Source organism: Chitinivibrionales bacterium (genome assembly GCA_014728215.1).
Classification (GTDB): Bacteria; Fibrobacterota; Chitinivibrionia; order Chitinivibrionales; family WJKA01; genus WJKA01.
Genome location: WJLZ01000224.1, coordinates 1 through 22,478, shown reverse-complemented (window position 1 = coordinate 22,478; position 22,478 = coordinate 1). Strand labels below are relative to the sequence as shown.

The 22,478-nt window shown below is 44.4% G+C and carries 16 protein-coding genes; 3 read left to right on the top strand and 13 right to left on the bottom strand.

Going from position 1 to position 22,478, the window contains the following annotated elements:
• Positions 1 to 25: 25 nt before the first annotated feature.
• Positions 26 to 2,740, top strand: a complete 2,715-nt coding sequence (gene tssH, locus GF401_20710; protein ID MBD3347486.1) for a type VI secretion system ATPase TssH — start codon at positions 26 to 28, stop codon at positions 2,738 to 2,740.
• A gap of 57 nt (positions 2,741 to 2,797) precedes the next feature.
• Here tssH and GF401_20705 read toward each other — a convergent pair whose 3' ends face one another.
• From GF401_20705 to GF401_20690, 4 genes are read right to left on the bottom strand one after another with little or no spacing between them, the layout of a single operon-like run.
• The gene (locus GF401_20705) at positions 2,798 to 3,355 is read right to left on the bottom strand and encodes a hypothetical protein (GenBank protein ID MBD3347485.1); all 558 of its coding nucleotides are present in this window, start codon (positions 3,353 to 3,355) and stop codon (positions 2,798 to 2,800) included.
• A 17-nt stretch (positions 3,356 to 3,372) separates the two neighbouring features.
• Positions 3,373 to 4,518 carry a lipid-A-disaccharide synthase gene (gene lpxB, locus GF401_20700; GenBank protein ID MBD3347484.1) on the bottom strand — a complete coding sequence of 382 codons (1,146 nt, stop codon included), beginning with the start codon at positions 4,516 to 4,518 and terminating at the stop codon, positions 3,373 to 3,375.
• A gap of 34 nt (positions 4,519 to 4,552) precedes the next feature.
• Positions 4,553 to 5,635, bottom strand: a complete 1,083-nt coding sequence (locus tag GF401_20695; GenBank protein MBD3347483.1) for an NTP transferase domain-containing protein — start codon at positions 5,633 to 5,635, stop codon at positions 4,553 to 4,555.
• Between the two features lie 19 nt (positions 5,636 to 5,654).
• Entirely contained in the window at positions 5,655 to 6,503 is an 849-nt protein-coding gene (locus GF401_20690) for a PHP domain-containing protein (protein MBD3347482.1), read from the bottom strand.
• Between the two features lie 303 nt (positions 6,504 to 6,806).
• On the opposite strand from GF401_20690, the gene GF401_20685 reads away from it, so the two are divergent.
• On the top strand, positions 6,807 to 7,061 hold the full coding sequence (locus GF401_20685) for a hypothetical protein (GenBank protein ID MBD3347481.1): 255 nt from the start codon (positions 6,807 to 6,809) through the stop codon (positions 7,059 to 7,061).
• 87 nt (positions 7,062 to 7,148) lie between these two features.
• Here GF401_20685 and GF401_20680 read toward each other — a convergent pair whose 3' ends face one another.
• The 9 genes from GF401_20680 to GF401_20640 all read right to left on the bottom strand — a co-directional run bounded on the left by GF401_20680 (position 7,149) and on the right by GF401_20640 (position 20,324).
• Complete coding sequence (locus GF401_20680) at positions 7,149 to 9,920, bottom strand: protein kinase (GenBank protein ID MBD3347480.1); 2,772 nt, start codon at positions 9,918 to 9,920, stop codon at positions 7,149 to 7,151.
• Between the two features lie 75 nt (positions 9,921 to 9,995).
• Positions 9,996 to 10,997 (bottom strand): RluA family pseudouridine synthase, encoded by a 1,002-nt coding sequence (locus GF401_20675; GenBank protein MBD3347479.1) that lies wholly within the window; start codon positions 10,995 to 10,997, stop codon positions 9,996 to 9,998.
• A complete protein-coding gene (locus GF401_20670; protein ID MBD3347478.1) occupies positions 10,994 to 11,374 on the bottom strand; it encodes a hypothetical protein in 381 nt (126 codons plus the stop codon). Before GF401_20670 ends, GF401_20675 begins: the two co-directional genes overlap by 4 nt.
• Before the next feature lie 8 nt (positions 11,375 to 11,382).
• Positions 11,383 to 12,330 (bottom strand): ribose-phosphate diphosphokinase, encoded by a 948-nt coding sequence (prs, locus tag GF401_20665; GenBank protein MBD3347477.1) that lies wholly within the window; start codon positions 12,328 to 12,330, stop codon positions 11,383 to 11,385.
• A 48-nt stretch (positions 12,331 to 12,378) separates the two neighbouring features.
• Entirely contained in the window at positions 12,379 to 12,834 is a 456-nt protein-coding gene (locus tag GF401_20660) for a DUF4388 domain-containing protein (protein MBD3347476.1), read from the bottom strand.
• A 39-nt stretch (positions 12,835 to 12,873) separates the two neighbouring features.
• Entirely contained in the window at positions 12,874 to 15,054 is a 2,181-nt protein-coding gene (locus tag GF401_20655) for a RelA/SpoT family protein (GenBank protein MBD3347475.1), read from the bottom strand.
• Positions 15,055 to 15,265: 211 nt separating this feature from the next.
• A complete protein-coding gene (locus tag GF401_20650; GenBank protein ID MBD3347474.1) occupies positions 15,266 to 17,884 on the bottom strand; it encodes a hypothetical protein in 2,619 nt (872 codons plus the stop codon).
• Positions 17,881 to 19,152 (bottom strand): L,D-transpeptidase family protein, encoded by a 1,272-nt coding sequence (locus GF401_20645; protein MBD3347473.1) that lies wholly within the window; start codon positions 19,150 to 19,152, stop codon positions 17,881 to 17,883. Before GF401_20645 ends, GF401_20650 begins: the two co-directional genes overlap by 4 nt.
• Positions 19,153 to 19,229: 77 nt before the next feature.
• Positions 19,230 to 20,324: a hypothetical protein gene (locus GF401_20640; protein MBD3347472.1), complete on the bottom strand. Its 1,095-nt coding sequence runs from the start codon at positions 20,322 to 20,324 to the stop codon at positions 19,230 to 19,232.
• Between the two features lie 241 nt (positions 20,325 to 20,565).
• Here GF401_20640 and GF401_20635 point away from each other — a divergent pair.
• On the top strand, positions 20,566 to 22,478 hold a 1,913-nt coding region (locus tag GF401_20635), incomplete at its 3' end, for a diguanylate cyclase (GenBank protein MBD3347471.1).

Genomic DNA, 22,478 nt, shown 5'->3' with positions numbered 1-22,478 from the left:
TCGATATTGTCAAAGGAGTGGTTTCATGGCAGTTAAAGACATACGCAAGCTGTTGGAACGGTTGAATGACCATTGCCAGCATGCTCTGGAGGGTGCGGTTGGGTTTTGTGTCAATCGAGGTCATTACGAGCTTCGGTGGGAACATATGCTGATGCAGTTCATTGATATGGGGCAGGGCGATATTCCTCATATTCTCCGTCATTTCGAAATCGATTCTTCGCAGCTTAAGAAAGCGGTTAATCAGGAGCTTGAAGGTTTTCAGTCGGGAAGTACCGGAAAACCTTCGTTTTCGCCTCCCTTTCTTGAAGTGCTTGAGCATGGTTGGACGCTCAGTTCGCTTGATTTCGGCCTTTCGGCGGTAACTTCAGGAGCATTGTTTATTGCTGCGATCGAAAAGGGTATGACGGCCATGTCGGCTTATGGAACCATTCTTTCAAAAGTAAATGTAGAAACATTAAAGCAGGAATTTTTCAAAATAGCAGGACCGTCAGCCGAACAGCAGGGAGCCGGTGTTGCCGCACCGAAAGGTGCGCCCGGTGCAGCTGGTGCAGGTGAGGATATCCTCAATCAGTATTGTACAAATTTCACTAAAGAAGCGCGGGACGGCAAAATCGATCCTATTCTCGGACGGGATGAGGAAATCAGGCAGTCGCTTGATATACTCAACCGCAGAAGGAAAAATAATCCTATTCTGGTTGGTGAAGCCGGAGTGGGGAAAACCGCTATTATCGAAGGCATTGCGCTTCGTATCGCCAATGGGGACGTTCCGGAGCATCTGAAGAATGTTGATTTGTGGGGATTGGATCTGGGGCTCCTCCAGGCAGGTGCAAGTGTCAAAGGGGAGTTCGAAAAGCGTTTGAAAAACGTTATCGATGCAATTAAAAACAGTGCGACCCCCACAATTTTATTTATCGACGAAGCTCATACACTTATCGGCGCCGGAGGAGCTGCTGGACAGGGTGACGCCGCCAATTTATTGAAACCGGCACTGGCCCGGGGTGAACTGCGGACCATGGCTGCAACCACCTGGTCGGAATACCGGAAATACTTTGAAAAAGATCCGGCTCTCACCCGGAGATTTCAGCTCATTAAAATAGAAGAACCCGATGAGGAAAAATGCAGTATTATGCTCAGAGGTATCGGTACCAGCTATGAAAAACATCATGGTGTGCGGATCACCTATGACGGCATCAAATCGGCGGTATCCATGTCGCATCGATATATCTCGGGAAGACAACTTCCAGACAAGGCGGTCGATGTGCTCGATACGGCCTGTGCACGGGTTCGTATGAGTCAGAGCACGAAACCGGGCGTGCTCGATTCAGCCGAACGGGCACTTATTAATGCACAGCTCGAATTGAAAACCTTAAAAAAGGACCGTGATGCCGGAATTATCACTTCAGATGACCCAATCAGGGAATGTGAAGAAACCATTGCCGCTGAAGAAGAAGAAATCAAACAATTGACCGAGAAATGGGAAAAGGAGAAAGTTCTTGCCCAAAAAATAATCGAGCTTCAGGATGCCTGTAGTGTCTCGCGGGAAAAAGATCCTTTATCGGAAGAATCCAAAAAGCTTTCTGCAGAACTTGAGGAGGAGACAAAAAAGCTTGAAGAAGTTCAGGGCGAGGTCCCGATGGTGTTCCCCTGCGTATCACCGGAAGTCTGCTCTCAGGTTGTGTCTGACTGGACAGGAATTCCTGTAGGGTCAATGCTCAAGGACGAAGCCAGGACGCTTTTAGAGCTTGAAGAACGGCTTGGACAACGGGTTATAGGTCAGGATGATGCATTGTATGAACTTGCCAATACAATCCGGGCATCAAAAACAGGAATGGCAAATCCCGATGCTCCGATGGGGGTATTTCTCTTTGTAGGGCCATCCGGGGTAGGGAAAACAGAAACAGCAATTGCACTGGCCAATACAATGTTTGGTGGTGAAAAGTTCATGACTGTCATTAACATGTCGGAATATCAGGAGAAACATACGGTTTCTCAACTCAAGGGATCGCCTCCCGGATATGTAGGATATGGTGAAGGGGGTATTCTTACCGAAGCCGTACGTCAGAAACCATACTCGGTTGTTATTTTAGATGAAGTTGAAAAGGCTCATCTTGAAGTGATGAATCTTTTTTATCAGGTTTTTGATAAAGGGTTTATGCGTGACGGCGAAGGTCGTGAAATTAATTTCCGCAATACGATCATTATTATGACCTCGAACCTGGCCTCGGACCAAATTGTTGACATGTGCATCCCCGACAAGCCGTCGGCTGAAGAAAATGCCGAAGCTGCCGGTGCCGAAGCTGCCGGTGAAGAGGGGGAACAGGCGCCTGCAGAAGAATCTGCGACCGCTTCCCATGAAGAGATCATCGCTGCAATCCGCCCGACCCTGAGCGCTCATTTTCAGCCGGCTCTGCTTGGGCGATGCAAAATCGTACCTTTCCGTCCTCTCGACAAAGAGAGGATGCGGGGTATCGTTGCTCTCAAGCTCGATAAGGTCGCCCAGCGAATCCATGAACATCACCGTATCAGATTCAGTTGTTCACCTTCCCTTATCGATAACATTGCCGCTAACTGTACAGCAATTGAGGCCGGGGCTCGCAATGCCGATGCGGTTATCGACCAGACGCTGCTTCCGGCAATATCCCGTCAACTTCTGGCACGAACCGGTGCGGGTGAAGACGCTTACGAAAGTATTCATATCGGTGATGATGGTGAAGGTGGGTTTAATATCGATTTTTCCTGATGATTGCTCATTGTGCAGGGGCGTTCATTTGAACGTTCCTGCCATTTTCTCCTCCCCCTAAGAGGTCCGTTTCATGAATCGCAAATAGTCGTCAAACGATTTACCTCCGCTTCGATTCCATTTTCGAACTTTGCGTTCGTAGCGCTCATCTTCGGAGTTTTCCCGGGCGATTTGCGACATAACACCTTCCTGAAGTTTTACATCGGCAATTTTAAGACGGCATTTGACTGCTTTATTAATTTCCAGCTTCTGACCGCTTTCACTGTCGGCTTCCTGAAAGGGAAAGGTTCTGCAGGTTAAGGGACGGAATTCATAAATTGTGCAGAGATTTTGAGGGGAAAGAAAGATGCACCGTTCATTTTTCTTTTTTAAACCAAGCAGTCGTTTACCATAGGGCATTCGTATCCATAATCCGGCTTCCGGATCGTAATCGGCATCGCTATAGCTGTAGAAGCGAACGATTTGATTTGCTCTAAGACCCGTCCTTTTGGTAATTCGATGAACATCACTGTCGGTTACCGGCACAATCGGTTCGGTGCAGCATACGGCACAGTTGGAACAGACGGAAACAATGGTGCGGGGGGAAGACATAGGGGGTGCTTTCTTTTTAGACAAAATTGCGCTCCGTTAAGTTAAAGTGGTATGCTGGTTATGTACTTTTTAATTTCGGTGGCAATTTCTAGGGAAGGCTTTTTCCGGCCGAGTTTGTTTTTGATATCCGACAGAGTGTTTGCTGTTTCGATATAGCAGGATTGAGACATTATGAATTGCTCCATTTCCCGGGCAAGCGTTTCGGGTTTCATACGCTCCTGAATACATTCGGGGACTACGGTGCGCCCGCAGATGATATTCGGCATTCCGATATGCTTTATACTGACCGCCCGTTTAATAAGCTGGTAGGTAATAAAGGATGTTCTATAGGCGATTACCATGGGTACGCCGTGCAGTGCTGTTTGAAGCGTTGCTGTACCTGAAGTTACAAATGCGAGATCGGATTTTTCCAGGAGTTTATCAAGCGGGCCGGTGAACAACTCGGCCTTAACTTCGCCGATATGAGGAGCAAAGAGCGATTCTGGGAGCTGGGGGTGGCGGGAAATAGATATTGTTAAAGAAGGATATTGCCGGAGAAGGTGTCGGCAGGCTTCAATCATAGGGCCCAGATTCCGGTCAATTTCCTGGGGCCGGCTTCCGGGAATCAAAGCGATACGGAAATCCTTGTTTTTAAAAAGGATATCAATATCCGAGGTATGTTTATTCTCTTTCTTATTATTGATCGACTCAACAAGGGGATGCCCTACAAAACGGACCGGTGAAGGATAGGGCGTAAAGATTTTTTCTTCAAAAGGAAAAACAACGCCGATAAAGGATGCCGTGGTTCCGAGAATTTTTGCGCGTTTCTTTTTCCATGCCCATACCTGTGGAACGATATAATAGATGACCGGAACACCTCTTTTATGAGCCGCTTTCATAAGCGGAAAATTGAAACCGGGATAATCGACACAAACAAGAACAGACGGCCTTTTCCGCTCCATGATTCTGATCAATTTATCTTTTGCTTTGAGAAAAAAGGGAAGATGGGTAACGACTTCGGCAAAACCCATTTTATTGAAGGGCTCGAAAGGCATTAATGCGGTAAAACCCTGTGCCTGCATGGCCGGACCGCCGATACCAAAGCATTCGAGTGAAGGATCTGATGTTTTGAGTTGATGAATGACGGCGGCTGCATGGTTGTCACCCGATGGATCGCCTGCTACAAACATCACGGATGGGGGCTCCATAGTTCCGCTCTCTTTTTCTTTACCTGATTTAATGTTAAAACAGCGTTTCGGAGAACGAACTGTTCTTTTTCATCTTGCCGAGATGCTTTTTCAGGTCGGGCAATTTGTCACGGGATATGGCCAGAACGGCATCGCCGACTGCGACTAAAATAATATTGTCGAGGCCAATAGCTGCCAGGTTCATACTCGACTTATTGACTATAATAGAATTTGAAATATCTGATTCATAGATAGAATCACCTACCAACGTGCAACCCCCGGCAGATGACCGGTTATGACGAGCCACCGATTCCCACGAACCTACATCGTCCCAGGAGAACCGGGGTGTAACCATTGCAACACGCCTCGAATGCTCCATGATTCCAAAGTCAATTGATTCATTTTCGACATTGTGATAAAAGCTGTCGATTGCTTTTTGTGAGAAATTACTCCGTGCGGCCATCTCCGACAGAGCATATACCGAGGGCATATATTTCTGAAATTCTTCCAGAATAATAGAACACTTCCAGACAAACATACCGCTGTTCCAGAAATAATTGCCCGATTTAACATAGGATGCAGCCTTTTTATCGGAAGGCTTTTCGACAAATTTCTGCACCAGACAGCTTTGGACATTCCCCTTACTGCCGATCGGTTTCCCACGACGGATATAGCCATAACCGGTATCAGGGCGGGAGGGCGGAATACCGAATACGATCAGGCGATCCGTCTGCTCCGCAAGGCCGGCAGCATACTTTATTGCTGATACAAATGATCTTTTCGGAGATATTGCATGGTCTGCCGATAATACAACCATCACGGCATCGGAATGCTTGCGGATAATCCACTGCGCAGCAAGGCATACGGCGGGAGCAGTATTTTTCCCAACCGGCTCTTTAATGAATTCACAGGAAAGGTTCCCGGGCAATACCTTACTTATCGCAGAGGCTATTTTTTTCCCTGTAATAATTAAAGGCCTCTGTTGAGCACTGCAGAAATCATCTACCCTCTGAAGCGTTTCGATTATCATTGGCTTATCACTGATGAGAGGAAGAAGCTGCTTAGGTGATGACGACCTGCTTAAAGGCCAGAAACGCTCTCCGATTCCACCGGCTAAGATAACTGGAATAATATTCATAAATGTTCCTGTTTAATGTTTAAGAGAGAGACTGGTGTTTTTCTTTTAAACTTTTCAGGGCATTGTAGGGAACCCGGGGAACACCGATTTCCGCTCTGTAATGGGCTATGCTGTGAAAATCGGAGCCGCCGGAATATGATAAGTCGTGAGTTTTGCAAAACCGAAGATAATGCCGGGTTTGTGACTGGGAGTGCTCGGAGTGATAAACTTCAAGACCGGCAAGGCCATCCCGCATAAATTCATCTAATCTGTCATTAACTTTGGTGACTCCCGGATGAGCGAGAATAGGAAGTCCATTCGCCTCACGAATAAGGTCGAAAACTTCTTTTGGATGAAGGATCATCTTTTTGACATAGGCGGGAGAGTCGTAACCGATATATTTATCAAAAGCTTCTCTGAATGAATATACCAGTTCTTCTTTTAACAATGCTGCCGCGATATGGGGTCGGCCCACCGCTCCTTTTCCGGCAATATTAAGCACTGTTTCAAATCGGAGATCTGTCCCTTGATCGTTTAAATTCTCGACCATTTTTTTTGCCCGCTTATACCGGGCGCGTTTCATCTCAGCAAGCTTCCGGATAAAATCCTCGTTGGTATCATCGATGTAATATCCAAGAATATGGATATCCATGCCTTCAATCTCCGATGAAAGCTCAACCGCAGGAATGACCTCAATATCCAACTCTGAACCAAGCTTTTGAGCAAGAGGATATGCATCAATGCAATCATGATCAGTAATGGCTATGGCCTTCAGGTTCTTTTGAAATGCCATATCAACCACTTCCTGCTCCGAAAGCGAACCGTCCGAATATTTAGTATGAATATGTAGATCTATATGTTTTGTTCTAGAACCGACTCCTGACTGCATTATATTCCATTTCTTGATTTAGCCACATTTTTAAAGGGTTAAAATAACCCAAAATTGCACAATTATTCAAGGGTTTATGACGAAAAGTTTTTTGGTTCGCTTTTATTGCTCTTTCCAGCCTCCCAAAGGCATTGAAATTAATTGAAATAGCAACACCTGTTTTCCAAACCCGGATTTGTAGGCCTTTTATCGGCATGCAGTTCCGGTGCTGCGTGAAGTATACTAATTCGAATCTACACTAACAGATATTGTTTATGAGCACTCTTCGTTGTTAAAATTGTAACATTCTTGTATATTCATATCATGAAAAACAATGGTGATGATTCAGGATTTGAAAAAAATCTTCGTGAAATTCTGGATTCCGGTGGTGAATCTAATCCGAAGAGAAATACCGATAAAACCGGGACTTCACCCGAACAGTTTTCGGCTCAAGAAAAGAAGCCGACTCACTCAACACCACGTATTCCAGCCTGGGTTGAGATAATCGTCCGAATAATTGCGATTATTATTGTGGTTATACTTCTCTTTCAATTCGGGATAAATATTGCGACCAGATAGCAGGCTTAAGGCCAGATCGTGATTGGCAGAATTGGCATCACGACTTTATCTCGTGACCTTCTCATAACTTCGTAATCACTCTGCTCTCTATCGAAGTATCGGATTTTGCAAAATCCGTTCTGTAAAATGGTATTCCCATGAAGATCGGGAAAGGTGGCGCATAAATCTTTTGAAGTTGCGGCGTGAAGCCCGATAATTACCTTCTATTAATTCTTTTTGAGCGGTGAATCTGAATATCTCACGACTATCATAACCCAGCTTTTCAAGAATCTCATGAAATTCATTTTCGGAAAGTTCTCCCAGATAAAACTGTGCAGTTGCCCGGGGAAGGGGGTAGGGGCTTGGGGCATCAATAACCGACCTGAACAGCAAATCGAAGTCCTTGTGTTGCCTGGTATAGGGTGCGAGTTCACCCGTTTTCAGTTTCGCCAGCCAGGGAAGGTCTGTTCCGCGAGGGCATTCCTGATAGATTTTCCGGTAAATCTTTAACGCATCTTTATACATAAAGCGATATTCGTATATTTGTGCAAGCATCATCCATCCCATCCAGCCGTCATGGGTTTGTATTGGTGGAGTAATACTTCGGTTAAATGCTTCATTGGCTTTTTTTCTCTCCCCTTTCATTAAATATGCCATTCCTCTTTTCAACCGGATACTGGAGAGAAGAATGGGGTTATCACTGAAACGGTCCGCGGCCCGAGTCAAAACCGATAACGCTTTTCCGGGCATTTTAGCACGAAGATAATGATTTGCCGCATAGAGATAAAGATTCCCTGTTAAGCTTGTCTGATCATTGTAAGCCCAGGCAAGACTGTCGACATTGGCAAGCGCTTCATTAATCCGGTTATTATCGATAAGAGAGGCATTCCGCTGTGCCATCAGTAAAATGGCATGCTGATTACCCGGATGAGATGGATATCGTTTATGTAACTCTCTGAAACGAATCATCGCTTCATCAAAATTGTTCTGATGGTAATAAAGAGTTCCAAAAAGATAATGGGCTTGTGCAAGATGGGTTTGATTACTGTATTTTGAGTTCAGTGTTTTGTTAAGAAATTCCCGCGCCCGGGTATACCGTTGCATCCGGATCAGACAGTCACTGATTTTAAGAAGTACATCGGGTTCCTGTTCAAAATCGGGAAAGTCTTCCAGAAGCATCGAGTATTCTTCGAGAGCAGTTACAAGATCTCCTCTTTCCCAGAAACGGTCGGCAACATGTGTCGGGCTGGAGAGCCGAGGAATAGCAAGACGATAAACTTTTAAATTATCAAAAAGCACTGTACCACCGGAGGAAAAGAACCCGATTTTCTGGTGAGATTTTCCGAGTGGCGGAAAAAGGTCCCATATCGTTGCAATATGTTTGTCGTTAATTGAAAAAGAAATTTGTCCATTTTGTTTTTCAACGGTGACATGATATGAGCAACGTTCAGGATGGTCCGGGAGAAGGAAATCCCTGAAAAGGAACTTACTGGAAGGGAAGGTGATTCCGCATTCAGGCGTACCCCAACGATTTATGTGAAAGGTATATCCACTGTCCGGCGAGTCGCCGTTAAGAAAAAAACCGACATCAAACAATGACTTTTCGGTTGCTGCAATATCAAACTCGATTTTAATATCTCTGGTCAGGGGTTTTTCGAGCCTGATAAATCCGGATGTATTGCCGGGTGCGTGAAGAGCGCCGTCACGGATTACCCAGATCGGTTTTTCCCGGCTTTGCCCCATTGTAAATGATTGCCAGTTTTCATCGGTTTTGTCGGTGCTGAATGATTCTGAATAGACCAACTGCCAATGAGGCCTTTCTTTCCGGTTCTGAGTATAGAGCGAAATACCGATAATAGTTGAGAAAAGGATTATTAACGTGGTGATGACAGCCCAGGCCCAGTATTTTTTAAAAAAATGTTTGCCCCGTGAGATAAACGAAGGCGGGCGTGCAAGAACAGGTTCGCCTTTCTGATAACGCCGTACATCGTCACTCATTTCCTCCATGGTCTGGTATCGCTTATCCTGATCTTTGTGCATGGCTTTAAGAGTTATTGCTTCAACTTCAACAGGCAGCCATTGCACAAGTTTGCGGGGAGGAATAGGATCCGATTCCAGTACATTCATTGTTGTCTGATGTATGCTTCGGGGATCAAGGTAGGGATTCTTGAAAGTTAACATTTCGTAGAGCATAATTCCCAGCGAACAGATATCGCTCCGGTGATCGGCTGCGGCACCCAGCAGCCGTTCGGGCGCCATGTAGGCCGGGGAGCCCATGATTTCGCCGGTCTGGGTAATAGACCCTTCTTCATTCTCCAGCGCTTTTGCAAGACCGAAATCGATAAGTACCGGCGATGCATCATCCCGCATAATGATATTATTCAGTTTCAAATCACGGTGGACAATCTTCTGGCGATGGGCATAACCCAATGCATCGGCAAGAGTGGATACTATTTCAAGTACATCAACAAGTTTGGGCTTCTCAAGATTAAGATAATAGTACAGATTTTTGCCCGGGATATAATCCATTGCCAGAAAGTAAACATTGTCTTCCATGGCGACTTCATGAATACTGACTATATTGGGATGATTGAGCTGAGCGACGGCATGAGCTTCCGAAAGAAAACGGTCCACAAAGCGACGGTTGATTGTTATGTTCGCCGGAAGGACTTTGAGGGCGACGACCCGGTCGAGATCGAGTTGCAGTGCTTTATAGACTACTGCCATTCCGCCACGGTCGATTTCTTCGATAATGCGGTATTTGCCTAATGTCGAGCCGACCTTGAAAAATGTCCGCTCAATTCGGGGAAGGAGATTTTCGATCTCGACATTACCTTTAAGCGAGAATCGCTTTGTAGATTTTGTGTCCTGGGATGCCATAATTTTATGAAAGTAATATACTCTACGCTCGGTGGCACAATACCAAAGATCGTCCTTATAGCTATAATAGCATAGTCAGCGCCTATTTGCAATAAAGCGTCTGTTCTTTATAGCATTTTTAAGCCGGCCGAATTCGTCGGGTATGGGCGCAGTAAAATTGAAAACCACCCGGGTGACAGGGTGAGGGAATGTCAGCTGATAAGCATGGAGATACATCCGTTGCATGCATCCGGTGGCGGTAAAAATCTTTTTATCCTGCTCACGGTCACCATACCGCATATCGCCGATAATGGGAAATCCCTCATGAGCGGTATGGATTCTGATCTGATGAGTTTTTCCTGTGTCGAGCAGTATCGAAAGTTCTGATATATGCCCCGAATTCCAGGTAACTTTGTAACGGCTTTGTGAACCAGTGCCATTGGTACTTACTTTCATTTTGGTTCCACCGGCAGTGGTATGAGTTCGCTCCAGACCGAGTGAAATGGTCCCTTTCCTGGATTGTGGTACACCATGACAAAGAGCAATGTACTCTTTGGTAATATCTCCTTGACGAAGGGAGTGGTGAATTTTTCTGAGGACCTGTTTGTTTTTGGCTATCATTATAATACCGGAAGTTTCTTTGTCGAGTCGATGGACCAGAACCGGTTCTATGTAATTTTTTGCCGTGGTTTTACTGAGGATATAGCTCTTGGCACAATCGATAAGAGTGTCGCTTTTAAGGTGACCGGTACCCGGATGCACCGCAAGGCGAACCGGTTTATTGCATAAAATCAAGGTTTCATCTTCAAAAATAATTTTAAAATTCCGGTTAAAAAAATCGGTGTTAACGAGATTTTTTATCTGAGTTGAAGGAGCGGTTTTTTTATGAACTAATTCGGCGTTACTAAGCGAAGGGATTTCAAGTACATCACCATCATGTATTCGATAATCGGCCTTAGCTTTTTTTTCGTTAATTTTTACATCACCCCGCCGAATAAGATGATAAATAGCTGAAAGGGATTTGAGAGCAAGATGTTTTCGAAGATAGCGGTCAAGACGGCTTCCGGCATCGTTGGCGCCAAGGATCAGTTTAATCATGCTACCTTCTTTTTTGCCGTTCTGATATGCCAAAGAGCAAAGCCTGAAAAAATGCCCAGGGAGTCGGCTATAAAATCCTGCCAGGTACACATGCGATTTGGTATCAGCGTCTGATGAACCTCATCGATACAGGCAAAAAGAAGGGCAAAGAAAATCCATACAGCAATAAGATTCCATCCGGCCGAAGGATTCCGGTAATTGATATGGCGCATGAGAAGAAAACCGAGAATACAGTACTCACCAAAATGTGCAATCTTATCCCATTGCCACATCGATGTGGCAATGGGCATTTGCTCGCCGGGAATCGAACTTAAAATTACAATTATACATGCCCAGAGTATGAGCGGAAGCATTGTATTAAATCGAGTCTGACTCATAGGTGCCCTCAATAGCGATCAAACAACCCGCTGATCGACTTACCCTGGTTTGTATAGGTAATTGCCTTTGCTAAAAGTTCTGCTACAGAAATGATATGAAGCTGAGGAATCCGTTTATATTCGGGAATATACACGGTATCGGTTACAACGAGTCGCGATAAATTGCTTGTCTTTATACGTTCGATAGCACTCCCGGAAAGAACACCATGAACACAGCACGCCTGAACTTCTTTAACCCCAAGGTCGTGCAGGACATTGGTTACCTGACAGAGCGAACCGGCGGAAGCAACCTCATCATCAAAAATCAACGCCCGTTTTCCTTTTACATCGCCGATAATGGAATGAATCGTTGGATTTTCAGTGTCATCGGTACGACGTTTGTCCATAATGGCCATAGGGAGCTGAAGTACTGCTGCGTAATATTTTGCGTGCTTGGCACTGCCCGAATCAGGGGCAACAACGACGCAGTCTTCGGTTCCTTCTTTTTTAAAAAACTCACAAAGCTCTTTTCCGGCGAGAAGGTGATCGACTGGAATGCGGAAAAAGCCCTGAATCTGGGGAGAATGAAGGTTCATGGCCATGACTCGATGGGCGCCGGCGGTCTGAAGCAGATCGGCTACAAGACGGGCCGTGATGGATATTCTGGCTTCATCCTTTTTGTCGGAGCGAACATAGGGATAATAGGGAGTAACTGCAGTGATGCGTGCCGCACTCGCATGCTTGATAGCATCGATAAGAATCAGAAGCTCCATGAAATTTTCGTTAACAGGGGTGCAGGAGGGCTGAATAACAAAAACATCTTTGCCCCGAACGCTTTCATCGATTTTTACTTTAATGTTTTCGTTGCTGAATTTGATAATCTTACATTTACCAAGCCGAACTCCGGCATACCGACAGATCTCTTTTGCCAGAGGCTGGTTTGCATTACCGGCAAAGATCTTTAACTTCCCTAACATGGTGTGTACTCCAAAAAATTAAAGTTACTATGTATAAATTCAGTCTGTTCAGCTGTTTTTTCTTGCATCCCACTCAAATGTCAGATCCAGAATGGATTCCTGCATTAATTGAGGTTGCATGATCATTTTCGGTTCAAAATAAAAATCGCCTTCCTCAAGATCGAGCATGGCGAAAATCGCTTCTCTTCCAGTGGTATTCCGATAAAATGCATCAATTACTTTCCCATCAGCGAATGTAAGATATCCTTTCCGGCGGCCACAGTAGATATGGAGAATTCCCTGGCGACGCCCGATTTCAAGAAACTGAATTGCATCAAGAAGCGATGTCTGTTTCAGATTGCCGGAAAAAACAAATGTTGTGTGGGTCTCCTGGATGTCGGCAAGATTACTCCTGGTACGATTTTTCAGGAAAAGGATCATCACCGCAATACCGATCCCGCCTGCAAAAGCGGCAATTTCAATCAAAAATGATTGTATGAAACCCATAGGTGCAACTAAACTCATCTAAAAGGTGATAAAATGGTACTATCAGAGCAAAATCGGCTATTTTTTTGAGGAATAAATATAATCTTTTGTTCGGGATATCTTCTCAATTCCTTTAATTTTTTGTATTCGCCTGAAAATCTGTTTCAGTTGATTCTTGTTACGGATTTCAATCTTGAAAATATTATGTACCCGTTGGTTTTCGGTTCTAATCGATCCTTCGATCACATTAGCGCCGAAATTAGTAAATACCTTCGATATTTCATAAAGAAGGCCGGGAGAATCATTGGCGACAATTTCAATTATAACAACATACCGGCCATTTTCCTGATTGTCCCAGCTGACGGCAATAGTTCGTTCTTCCTCATTACGGAAGCTATTAACATGAGGACAATCCGAACGGTGTATGGCAATACCTCGTCCTTTAGTCACGAATCCAATGATGGAATCGCCGGGGATCGGATTGCAGCATTTGGCAAAACGAATCATTATATTTTCGGTGTCGTCGACAGGTATCGGAAAATTGGGATTAACAAAAGTACGAACAAATCCCGATACCATTCGTGACGGCATCGACTGCCTGGATTTTCGCGTTTGAAAGTAGTGTACAATTCGGCTGATGGGAAGTTCGCCTTTTCCAACGAGTTCGTAGACCTGATCGAGGTTGTTGATTCCCAAAGATTTCAACATTCCCGGTACATGATCAGTAAATTGGGAAGAAAAATGGAGTTTATTGTAATTTGTACGGATGATCTTTTTGCCCAGCTCGATACTTTCGTGCTTTTCCATATTTTTAAAATACCGCCGGATCGAGGAACGGGCTTTGGCGGTTTGGATGTGCTGCAGCCAGTCGATAGAGGGCCACTTGGATGATGAATGAAGAATTTCGACAGTACAACCGCTTTTTAAAACTGTGTTTATCGGCTCAATTTTGCCGTCAACCTTTGCGCCGATGCAATGAAGTCCCAGATCGGTGTGAACGGCAAAGGCAAAATCCAGGACCGTAGCGCCCTTGGGAAGAGAAATCAGGTCTCCTCTGGGGGTAAATATGAATATTTCGGCATGAAACAGGTCAACTTTGAAAAATTCAAAAAATTCTGCCGAATCGGTGAGATCTTTTTGCCATTCGATAAGATTCTTCAGCCATTCCAGCGCATGTTCATCCTTTGAATTAATGTCTTCTTCACCATTTTTATATCGCCAGTGCGCTGCAATACCATCCTCAGCAACATGGTTCATTTCCCAGGTCCGTATCTGTATTTCAGTAATATTGCCGTGCTCACCAAATATTGTCGTGTGCAGCGATTGATATCCATTCAGTTTAGGCGTCCCGATATAGTCTTTGAAACGGTCCTGGATGGGTTTCCATATTGAATGGACAATGCCCAGAACATGATAGCAATCCCTGATACTGTTGGTAATAACCCGGATTGCAAGAAGATCGTATATTTCTTCGAAGGGCCGGTTATAGAGGTGCATTTTGCGGTAGATACTGTAAAAATGCTTGGGACGGCCGATTACAGTCGCTTCAATTCCTTCCTGTTCGAGCTTATGCCGGAGAGGAATAGTAAAGCTGTCGATAAGTTTTTCACGGTCATAGCGTGAATTTACAATTTTTGTGACAATTTTTTTGTATTCATCGGGGTGTAGATGTTTGAATGCAAGATCTTCAAGTTCCCATTTGACTTTTGCCATTCCGAGACGGTGAGCCAGGGGGGCGTAGATATCGATTGTTTCGGCCGCGATATCTCGAATCTTTGACGGTTTTAAATATTTCAGTGTGCGTAAATTATGGAGCCGGTCGGCAAATTTGATGATAATTACCCGGATATCTTTGGCCATGGACAAAAGCATTTTCCGATAGGTTTCGGCCTGGCGTTGAGCCCGGGATTTCATCTCAAATTTCTGGATCTTGGTAACGCCATCAACCAGCGGGGCAATTTCCTCGCCGAATTCTTCGGTTAATTGATCCTTGTCGACCGGAGTATCTTCAAGAACATCATGTAAAAGGCCTGCGGCGATTGTAATCGAATCGAGCTGTAATTCGGCTAAAATGAGGGCAACGGCAACGGGATGGGAAAGAAAGGGCTCTCCGGATTTGCGGACCTGGTTCTTGTGTGCTTCCCAGGAGAAACAAAACGCCTTGCTAATCAGCTCGGTATCAACCCGGGGGTTGACTTCCTTGATTTGGGTAATCAGGTTTTCGGCGGATCGTTCGACCGACCATTCCATTAACAGCATTATAGCCCATTTCCTGTAACGGCGGATACCAGAAGCTGATCAAAGCAAATATACTACGATTACGAGCCCGCAGGTAACTTGTTGCCATGGCGCTGATCTTGAGTTCAGGCCACCATTTCGCAATATCGGGTTGGGGTTCATTTGCTCCGGCCAGACCCCCGAATCGCTTATGTCGTCTCAGATATATACGGACAGTAATTTAATGTCGGAATCAGATATTAAGCCGCTCTTTTTCCTGTCGAAAAATTGAAAGCTTTGATTCCACTTCTCCCAGAAGAAATCGCAGTTCCGAGGTTTTCTCGATAGCTTCGCGAATCCGCTCCTCTTCAGTTGTTACATTGGTTATCTGCGCTTTGATATCTTCCATAAGAAGGTTAAGTGTTGCAATGCGGTTTTCACTTTCCTTTATCGAAGCTTTTTCTTTTGTAAGTCGTGAGACGCGCTTGTCAACTGAATCCATGATTTCTTCAAGTTTAAATACCTGTTGACGGGTATTCTGGATTTCTTCAGCCTGAGATTCGATTTCTTCGATTTCATGCTGCGCTTTCCGGGCAAGTTCCCCAAGATGATCGATCTTTTTCTGGGTTTCATTAACCATTTCCCGGTCTTTATCGATCGTCTCGATTCTGATTTCCATATCGCTGATTACCGTGTTGAGACTTTCGAGGCGTTTGTCGATGGTTTCAATCTTGGAAGAGCGGCGGTTAATCTGGTCCATCTCCGCATTCAGCGTTTCGATACCACCTTGTACTTCAGAAAGTTTTTCCGACGCCGTTTTTATATACTGATTGTGGCCGTCGATCTCTTTCATGTGGTTGTCGATTTCATCATGTAACTGCTGCAAATCGTTAGTGTTTTCTGCGGCGGCGGTTTTGAAATCGGATATTTTGCCGGTAAAGACATTGAGTGAGTCGTTACCCTGGCTTACCATGGTCTCGAGCTGGCTCTGCATTTCCCGGATACGGCTCTCTTCCTGTGTCAAGGCCTGTTTTTCTTCAGAAAGACGTTTCATCATTTCCTTTGCTTCAAGCGACTGAGCCGAAATCGCGGAGAGCTGTTGAAGAACATCTTCGACCGCCTTCTGTTCTTTGGTAAGATTCTGTATTTTCATGTTAATATCACCGAGAAGGTAGTTTAATTGATCGAGCCGTTTTTCGGTGGCGTCAATCATTCCTTTTCGTTCGAGTTGCGTATTAATGCGATCGTCAATATCCGAAACCATCGTTCCGAGATTCCGTATTTTTTCGTCGACATCTTTGATGATTTGGGCCTTTCCTTCAGTATCCTTGATAGAATCACTGGTTGTTTTCGAAAGTGCTTTTAATTCATCGATTTGCTGCGACATGGCCATGATTTCCTGCTCGTGCTCACCAAGTTCCTTGATTTTTTCTTCCAGAAGTTCGGCGCTCGAGAAGAAGGTGTCCATACGTTTAGTCAGTTCTTCGGCTTCAGTGCGATACTCATGTAATGTTTCTTCTTTTCTGCATGTGTCGTCGATCAGGGTGCGCATATCCTCGAGTTTGGATTCAAATGCTTCGATATTCCGCTCGTTTTTCCGAATGGATTCAAAACGGGAATCGATTTCATCCAGTTGGGTCTGGCATCCTGCAATGCGCTGGGTAATGGTATCGACAGCGCTCCATTCCTGATTAAGCTCATCGATTTTAGATCTGATCTTATTAAGATTGCCTTCGTATTCAACAATCTGGTTGTTACTGTTTTCGAGCATCTGTTTGTGTTTTGTCAGTGTATTGAGAATGGCTTCGGTATTACGGGCAATGGTCATAACCTCGTGTGCCCGTTCGTTTACTTCCTCAACATGGGCGCTGTTGGATCTGAAAACATCAAGCTTTTCTTCGAGCTGTGTATCGAGTACCTTGATCTCCTTGATTTTTTCGGTAGTCTGATCCATAAGTTTCTGGAACTGACGTATTTCCGTAATAGATGCATGACTCTCTTCGAGCAGCGTATTGATACGATCGATGTTTTTTTCGGCCTTATCCAGTTTGGAAACTTTTTCCTGGAGATATTTCATTTCAGAATCGATTTTCCAGGTAAGCGAATTCAACCGCCCCGCTTCTTCGGTCGCTTTGTCAACCACAATCCGCTGGGCTTCAAGAGACTTTACTTTGTTTTTGATATACTCGGAAAGATTGTTCAGATTGTCGATCTTTTCCTTCAGTAATCTGACCTTGTTGATTTCTTCACTGAAATCGGAAAGCTTTCCCTCTAACGTTTCTGTTTGTGACTGCGTTTCATAGAGCATCGCCTGGGTTTTTGTAAAGCTTGTTTCAATCTTCTGGGATCGTTTTTCCATTTCTTCTACATAGCCGAATGCTTTTTCCTTGCGCTCGTCGAATTCTTGTACGGCCTTGAGGGTACGGTCAAGCAGACTTGAATCACCTCTTTTTTCGATTTTCGACACCAGGGAATCGATTGAAGAAGCCATTTCGTCTACCATGTTTTGGTTGGTGGTAATTTTATTTACCGATGACTCGATTTTTTCTATCCGTTCTTCAAGCGATCCGGTTTTGGAAAGCAATGCTTCGATATTCGAATATTTTTCATCAGCACGGTCGAGTTTCTTTGAAAGCTCCGTAAAACGTACTTCCATCTTGCCGATATTTCCCTGAACATTCTCAGCTGTCTGCTTCTCGGCCATAACATCGGAACGTTCTTTTTCAACCGATGCGAGAAGAGAATGGAGGTCGACTTTTTCGGCACGTGCGTTTTTGAGTAAATCCTGAATTTCATTGAGGTGCGCCTCAATTGTTTCTGCCAACTGTTGTGGGTTTTTAATTTCCTGCTTCTTTGAAAAAGAGAACATCATGATATATGCTCCTCCTGAGGGAAGGTCGTTTCCATTTTAATTTTCCAGGCGCCTTGCCTGTTTATGAAAGAAAGCTTTTTGCCATTCTGTACATTTATAGCATCGGAGGTATAGGTTTGAATAAATTTCACAACCGCGGTTGAATCGGAAAAGTCTGCAAGGGTAATATCTTCGATGCCAACTTCAATAAACGAATAAATGGTAAATGTCCGCTCTTTTTTCTCTTTCCAGGCATTCCAATGTAACCCCTGGCCGAAAAATGTGGAGGTGTCATAAAAATGAGCGTATTGTTCGATATCCCGGGACTCCCAGGCTTTTTCCCACGAATTGAGCACTTGCTTAAAGGTGTCCTGATATTTTTTGTGTTTTGCCATGAAACGATTCTGCTTTTGGGCAACCTTTCGGGCGAGTACGGAAATGGGATTCTCGAGCTGAGGGTCGTTAATGATAATCACCGGGGTGCCCATTCCAAGCTTTAAATAGGACGACAATTCCCTGAGATCTTTATTATAAAGCTCGAGGCATCCCCGTGTTTGAAGAGGAACTGAATCGGGGCGTGTTCCATGGATCCATATGCCTTCTCCATTACGGCCGAATTTGCGATCTTCATCATTCGGGTAATTCAATACAAAGGCAAGGGGGCCATAAATTTCCGGTAGTTCGCTGTTTTCCTTTCTGCCGGTAATAAAATAAGCCCCTTCGGGCGTTTTCTTGTCGCCGGCACGCTCTTTTTTTCCATCCCGTTCGCCCACAGCCATGAAATATTTCTCCACAATATTCCAGGTGGCAGGTGATTGCTGTTTTAATAAATAGAAACTTTTTGTACTTTTATTTGCAATTATCGCAAAATCGGTTTTTAGTGCCGGAGGAATATGCTTTTTTACAGGTTCCGATTTCCCCGGTTTGGGATTTGCGGCATTTTCTTCAGCCTTTTCCTGCTCAATCGGCGATGCTTCTGCTCTGGAGAAATCCCGAAATGTCCTTTGGCGGGTTTCCAGCAGATTTTTCGTCGTTTTAATTATTGCTGGAGAAAAGGTGTAAAGTAAAAAGCCTCCAGCAACCACACCTGCAACAATACCCGTGGTTACAGCATGCTTTTTTACATGCTTGAACAGGGATGGTGAATGATAGGCCCTGGCAATTTCCCGTTTCCTTTTCCAGGTTTCAAGCCGGAACTGGAACTTTTTGCCAATATATGAGACGCTGCGTTCCAAGGATTGCCACATAGAATGGATACCTATCTTATTTTTCAGCGAGTTGGATATCATAGGATTCACAATAACTTATTATATATTCAACCCCGATATCGGTCAACTTCATTAAAAAATAAAACTTATTTAAGTGATTAGCACACTGTTTCAAGCAGTGAAAGCAATTCTTTTAAAGCCTTATCTTCACTTTTCCGTGAAAATGCTATTCCTTTTGAATAGGAAGAGGATTTGCAATACTGGGCCAGTTCATTTTCATTAAATATACCGAACGCTGTCTTACGCAACAGAATTGCCAGCTGGAAAAAACTGCTTTTTCCGCTGATTATGGCTTTTGACTGTTGGATTAAGGCGGCTGTCTGAGGAACGTTGAGATTGCTGATTACAGGAACGCCCAGTTTTTGGGCCAATGATCGTAAGTTATTGTCATTTTGATCGTTAGGCAAATAAATATAACAGGGAATATGCCGCTCTTTGACTAGTGTATCCAGGAGAGACTCTGTCCATTTTTCTCCAAATTCTACAAACAGCGCTGCAGCGTCGATACCGATATGGCGTGAAGAAAATTTGATGCCGGTTTCCTGGAAAAGATAGTTAACTTCTTCAAGCGCCTTTTTCGCCACAACCCATCGATTGCCACCAGTGGAGCTGGCACCGAACAGACTGGCCAGAACCATATTTTGTTCGGACAGGTATATATCGTTGGGGGAGGGGCGAACCCGGATATTAATAAATGGATATGCATTAGTAGACCAGAAACCTGCACGCAAAGGGGCTCCGGTACTCCCTGCAAGGATCAGCAATGGAAGGTCGGCGTTCTTCTCAAGCAAAAAGCAAATGGTAAAGCCTTCTTTGCGAAGAAGACTACTCAAATTGTCTAGCTCGCGAGAGCCAAGATAATGCTCATTTTCTTCATATTCGAGGACCGTTCCGATGCCGGGGAGCTTGTTGAAAAAGGGGCTTACTTTCTGCTCACAGACCAGAGTCGTCTCGACTTTGGGGAAACGGGAAAGAAGTGCCAGCACGGAATCGAGATGAAATAATGATTCAAGAGGCGTTTTAGGAAGGATAAAACATATCTTCCGGGCTTCAGATGGAGTGATTGGAAAATGAAGGCCCACTGCTGTAATCTGCTTTCGCAATAGCCATCGTGATAAAGCATGCTGCAGCTTCTCGCTTAAAAAACGGTAGAGATAATATTTGAATGTTTTTGAATCCTTTGAATTTTCCATAACCAGATTATACAATATAGATATTCTTTTTAGAAGTACCGACTTTTGCGATATAAAGTAAAATAAAACACCGGGAGCCCTTCGAAGGAAACATAATTAAAAATTGTATTGTTGGAGCTGAAAAGTATTGTTAACATCCTCAAGAGTATTCAAAAATATACCGGCAGCTATTGAATATCTGGTATATGCCAGTCTTACGTATTTACTAATTGCCGCGCAATCATCAGGAATTCTCCTTCATTTGCCCTTCTCCACTTATCTTGTCGGAACCGCAGGCGTCATTACACTTCTCTGGGTTCTCATCGGTTCGCTTGCGAACTGGAACGTTGCATGTAATACCCGCACTTTCCCGGGGATAATGATTATAATTATTGCAGCGATTCATTTGACACGAAATCCTTCTCTGGTTTATCCTGATAATTCACCACTTCTTTTTTTGTATTACGGGTTGATTCTTCTCTATGCGAGTTTTGGAAAAATCCTGTTCTGGATGCTTGCGGTAATTGTTCCTCTTGTCTTTGAAACAGGCATGCTTATACTGCATACTGGAGATTCTCTGGATGTCACTATGATGAAATTATTGCCGGAAATAAGTATCATGTCACTTATCGGGGTTTTCCCCTTTTTTATTGCCAAATTCGGCAGGCGAGAAAAAGCTTCGGGAAAAAGAATCTCTCCGGATATAATTGCCTATGCCAAAAATACAGCAGAACAGCTTCCTGTTCAAAAGGAAGAAATAAAACCGGGATCCGACCAGGAGTCCTCTTCACCGACTACACTCAGTTCCTTTTCTCAAGCCGGCAAAGAGGAGGTGGAAGGTCTTTTGTCGACGGTCGTTTATTTCATGCGACGCAATTTTGATGCCTACTCCGCTCTGGGTTTTATCTTTGATCCTGAACGGCAGGTGTTTGTATTAAATTCCTTTTTCTCAAAGAGTGTTTCTATCAAAAAGGATATTTCTATTCCTGTAGGAAAAGGAATTATCGGCCAAATCGGCGTGGACAAACGTTCATTCAATAGCGGTGATCTATCACTCTACGGGGAAAAAATCCTGTATTACAGCGGTCAAGAAATGGTGAATTCCATATGCGGGACGCCAATTCTTTCCTCAGATAAGGAGTTGCTGGGGGCATTAATTATTGACAATAAGAACAAGCGCGCCTTCACCGATCAGCACAGGGATACTCTTCGCCGATTTTCCTCTCTCGCCGCGGCGCTGATTACCAATGCCCGGATGAGAATTTGTCAGGAAAAGAATGCCCGGCAATTCCAGATTTTTTATGAATCATCGCAGAAATTTACCACGGCGATGGCTTTTAATCAGGTGTTTGACGTTCTTCTCGAAACGATAAAACATCTGGTCGATTCATCGCGAATAATGGCTATAGTTTTTAATGGACAAAAAAGGGCCGGCGTGGTCACAAAAGTGTTCGATCCGACAGGGATGGTAAAGGAAAGGTTTGAATTTCCTCTGTCGACCGGAATATATTCATTTGCCTTCCAGAAGAGAAAGATCGTGAATATCGGTGATTTTCAGCAGTATCGAGGTAAGTATTTTCGTTTTCTCCCTGATGAACCTCCTGACGCTTCGATTCGTTCGATACTGATTCTTCCGATTCTCGATGATGAAGCACGGTGTCTTGGGTTGCTTTCGGTTGAGAGTAGTATCCCAAACCAGTTCACTCAGGAATCGGAGCGGGTTTTTTCAACACTGATCGGTAATGCCTCGGTAGCGATCACCCGCGCGTTGCTCTACCAGCGAATGGAACGGTTGGCCACCACTGATGGGCTCACCGGTTTGAATAACCATCGCTTTTTTCAGGAACAGCTTTCAAATGAGATGGAACGTTCCAGACGATACCGGCGAACAGTTGCTCTGCTGCTGATGGATATCGATCATTTTAAAAGCTTTAATGATACCTATGGTCATCCGGTCGGCGACCTGGTGCTTAAAGAAATTGCGCAGTGTATCAGAAAATCGATTCGGCATAATGACTTCCCCGCACGGTATGGCGGTGAAGAATTTGCTGTTATTCTGCCCGAAAATACTAATGAGGGCGCAATGATTACCGCGGAACGAATCCGGACCACAATTGAGAATCATATTATCAAATCGGCGGATAGAGAATTGCGGGTCACGGTCAGCATAGGATG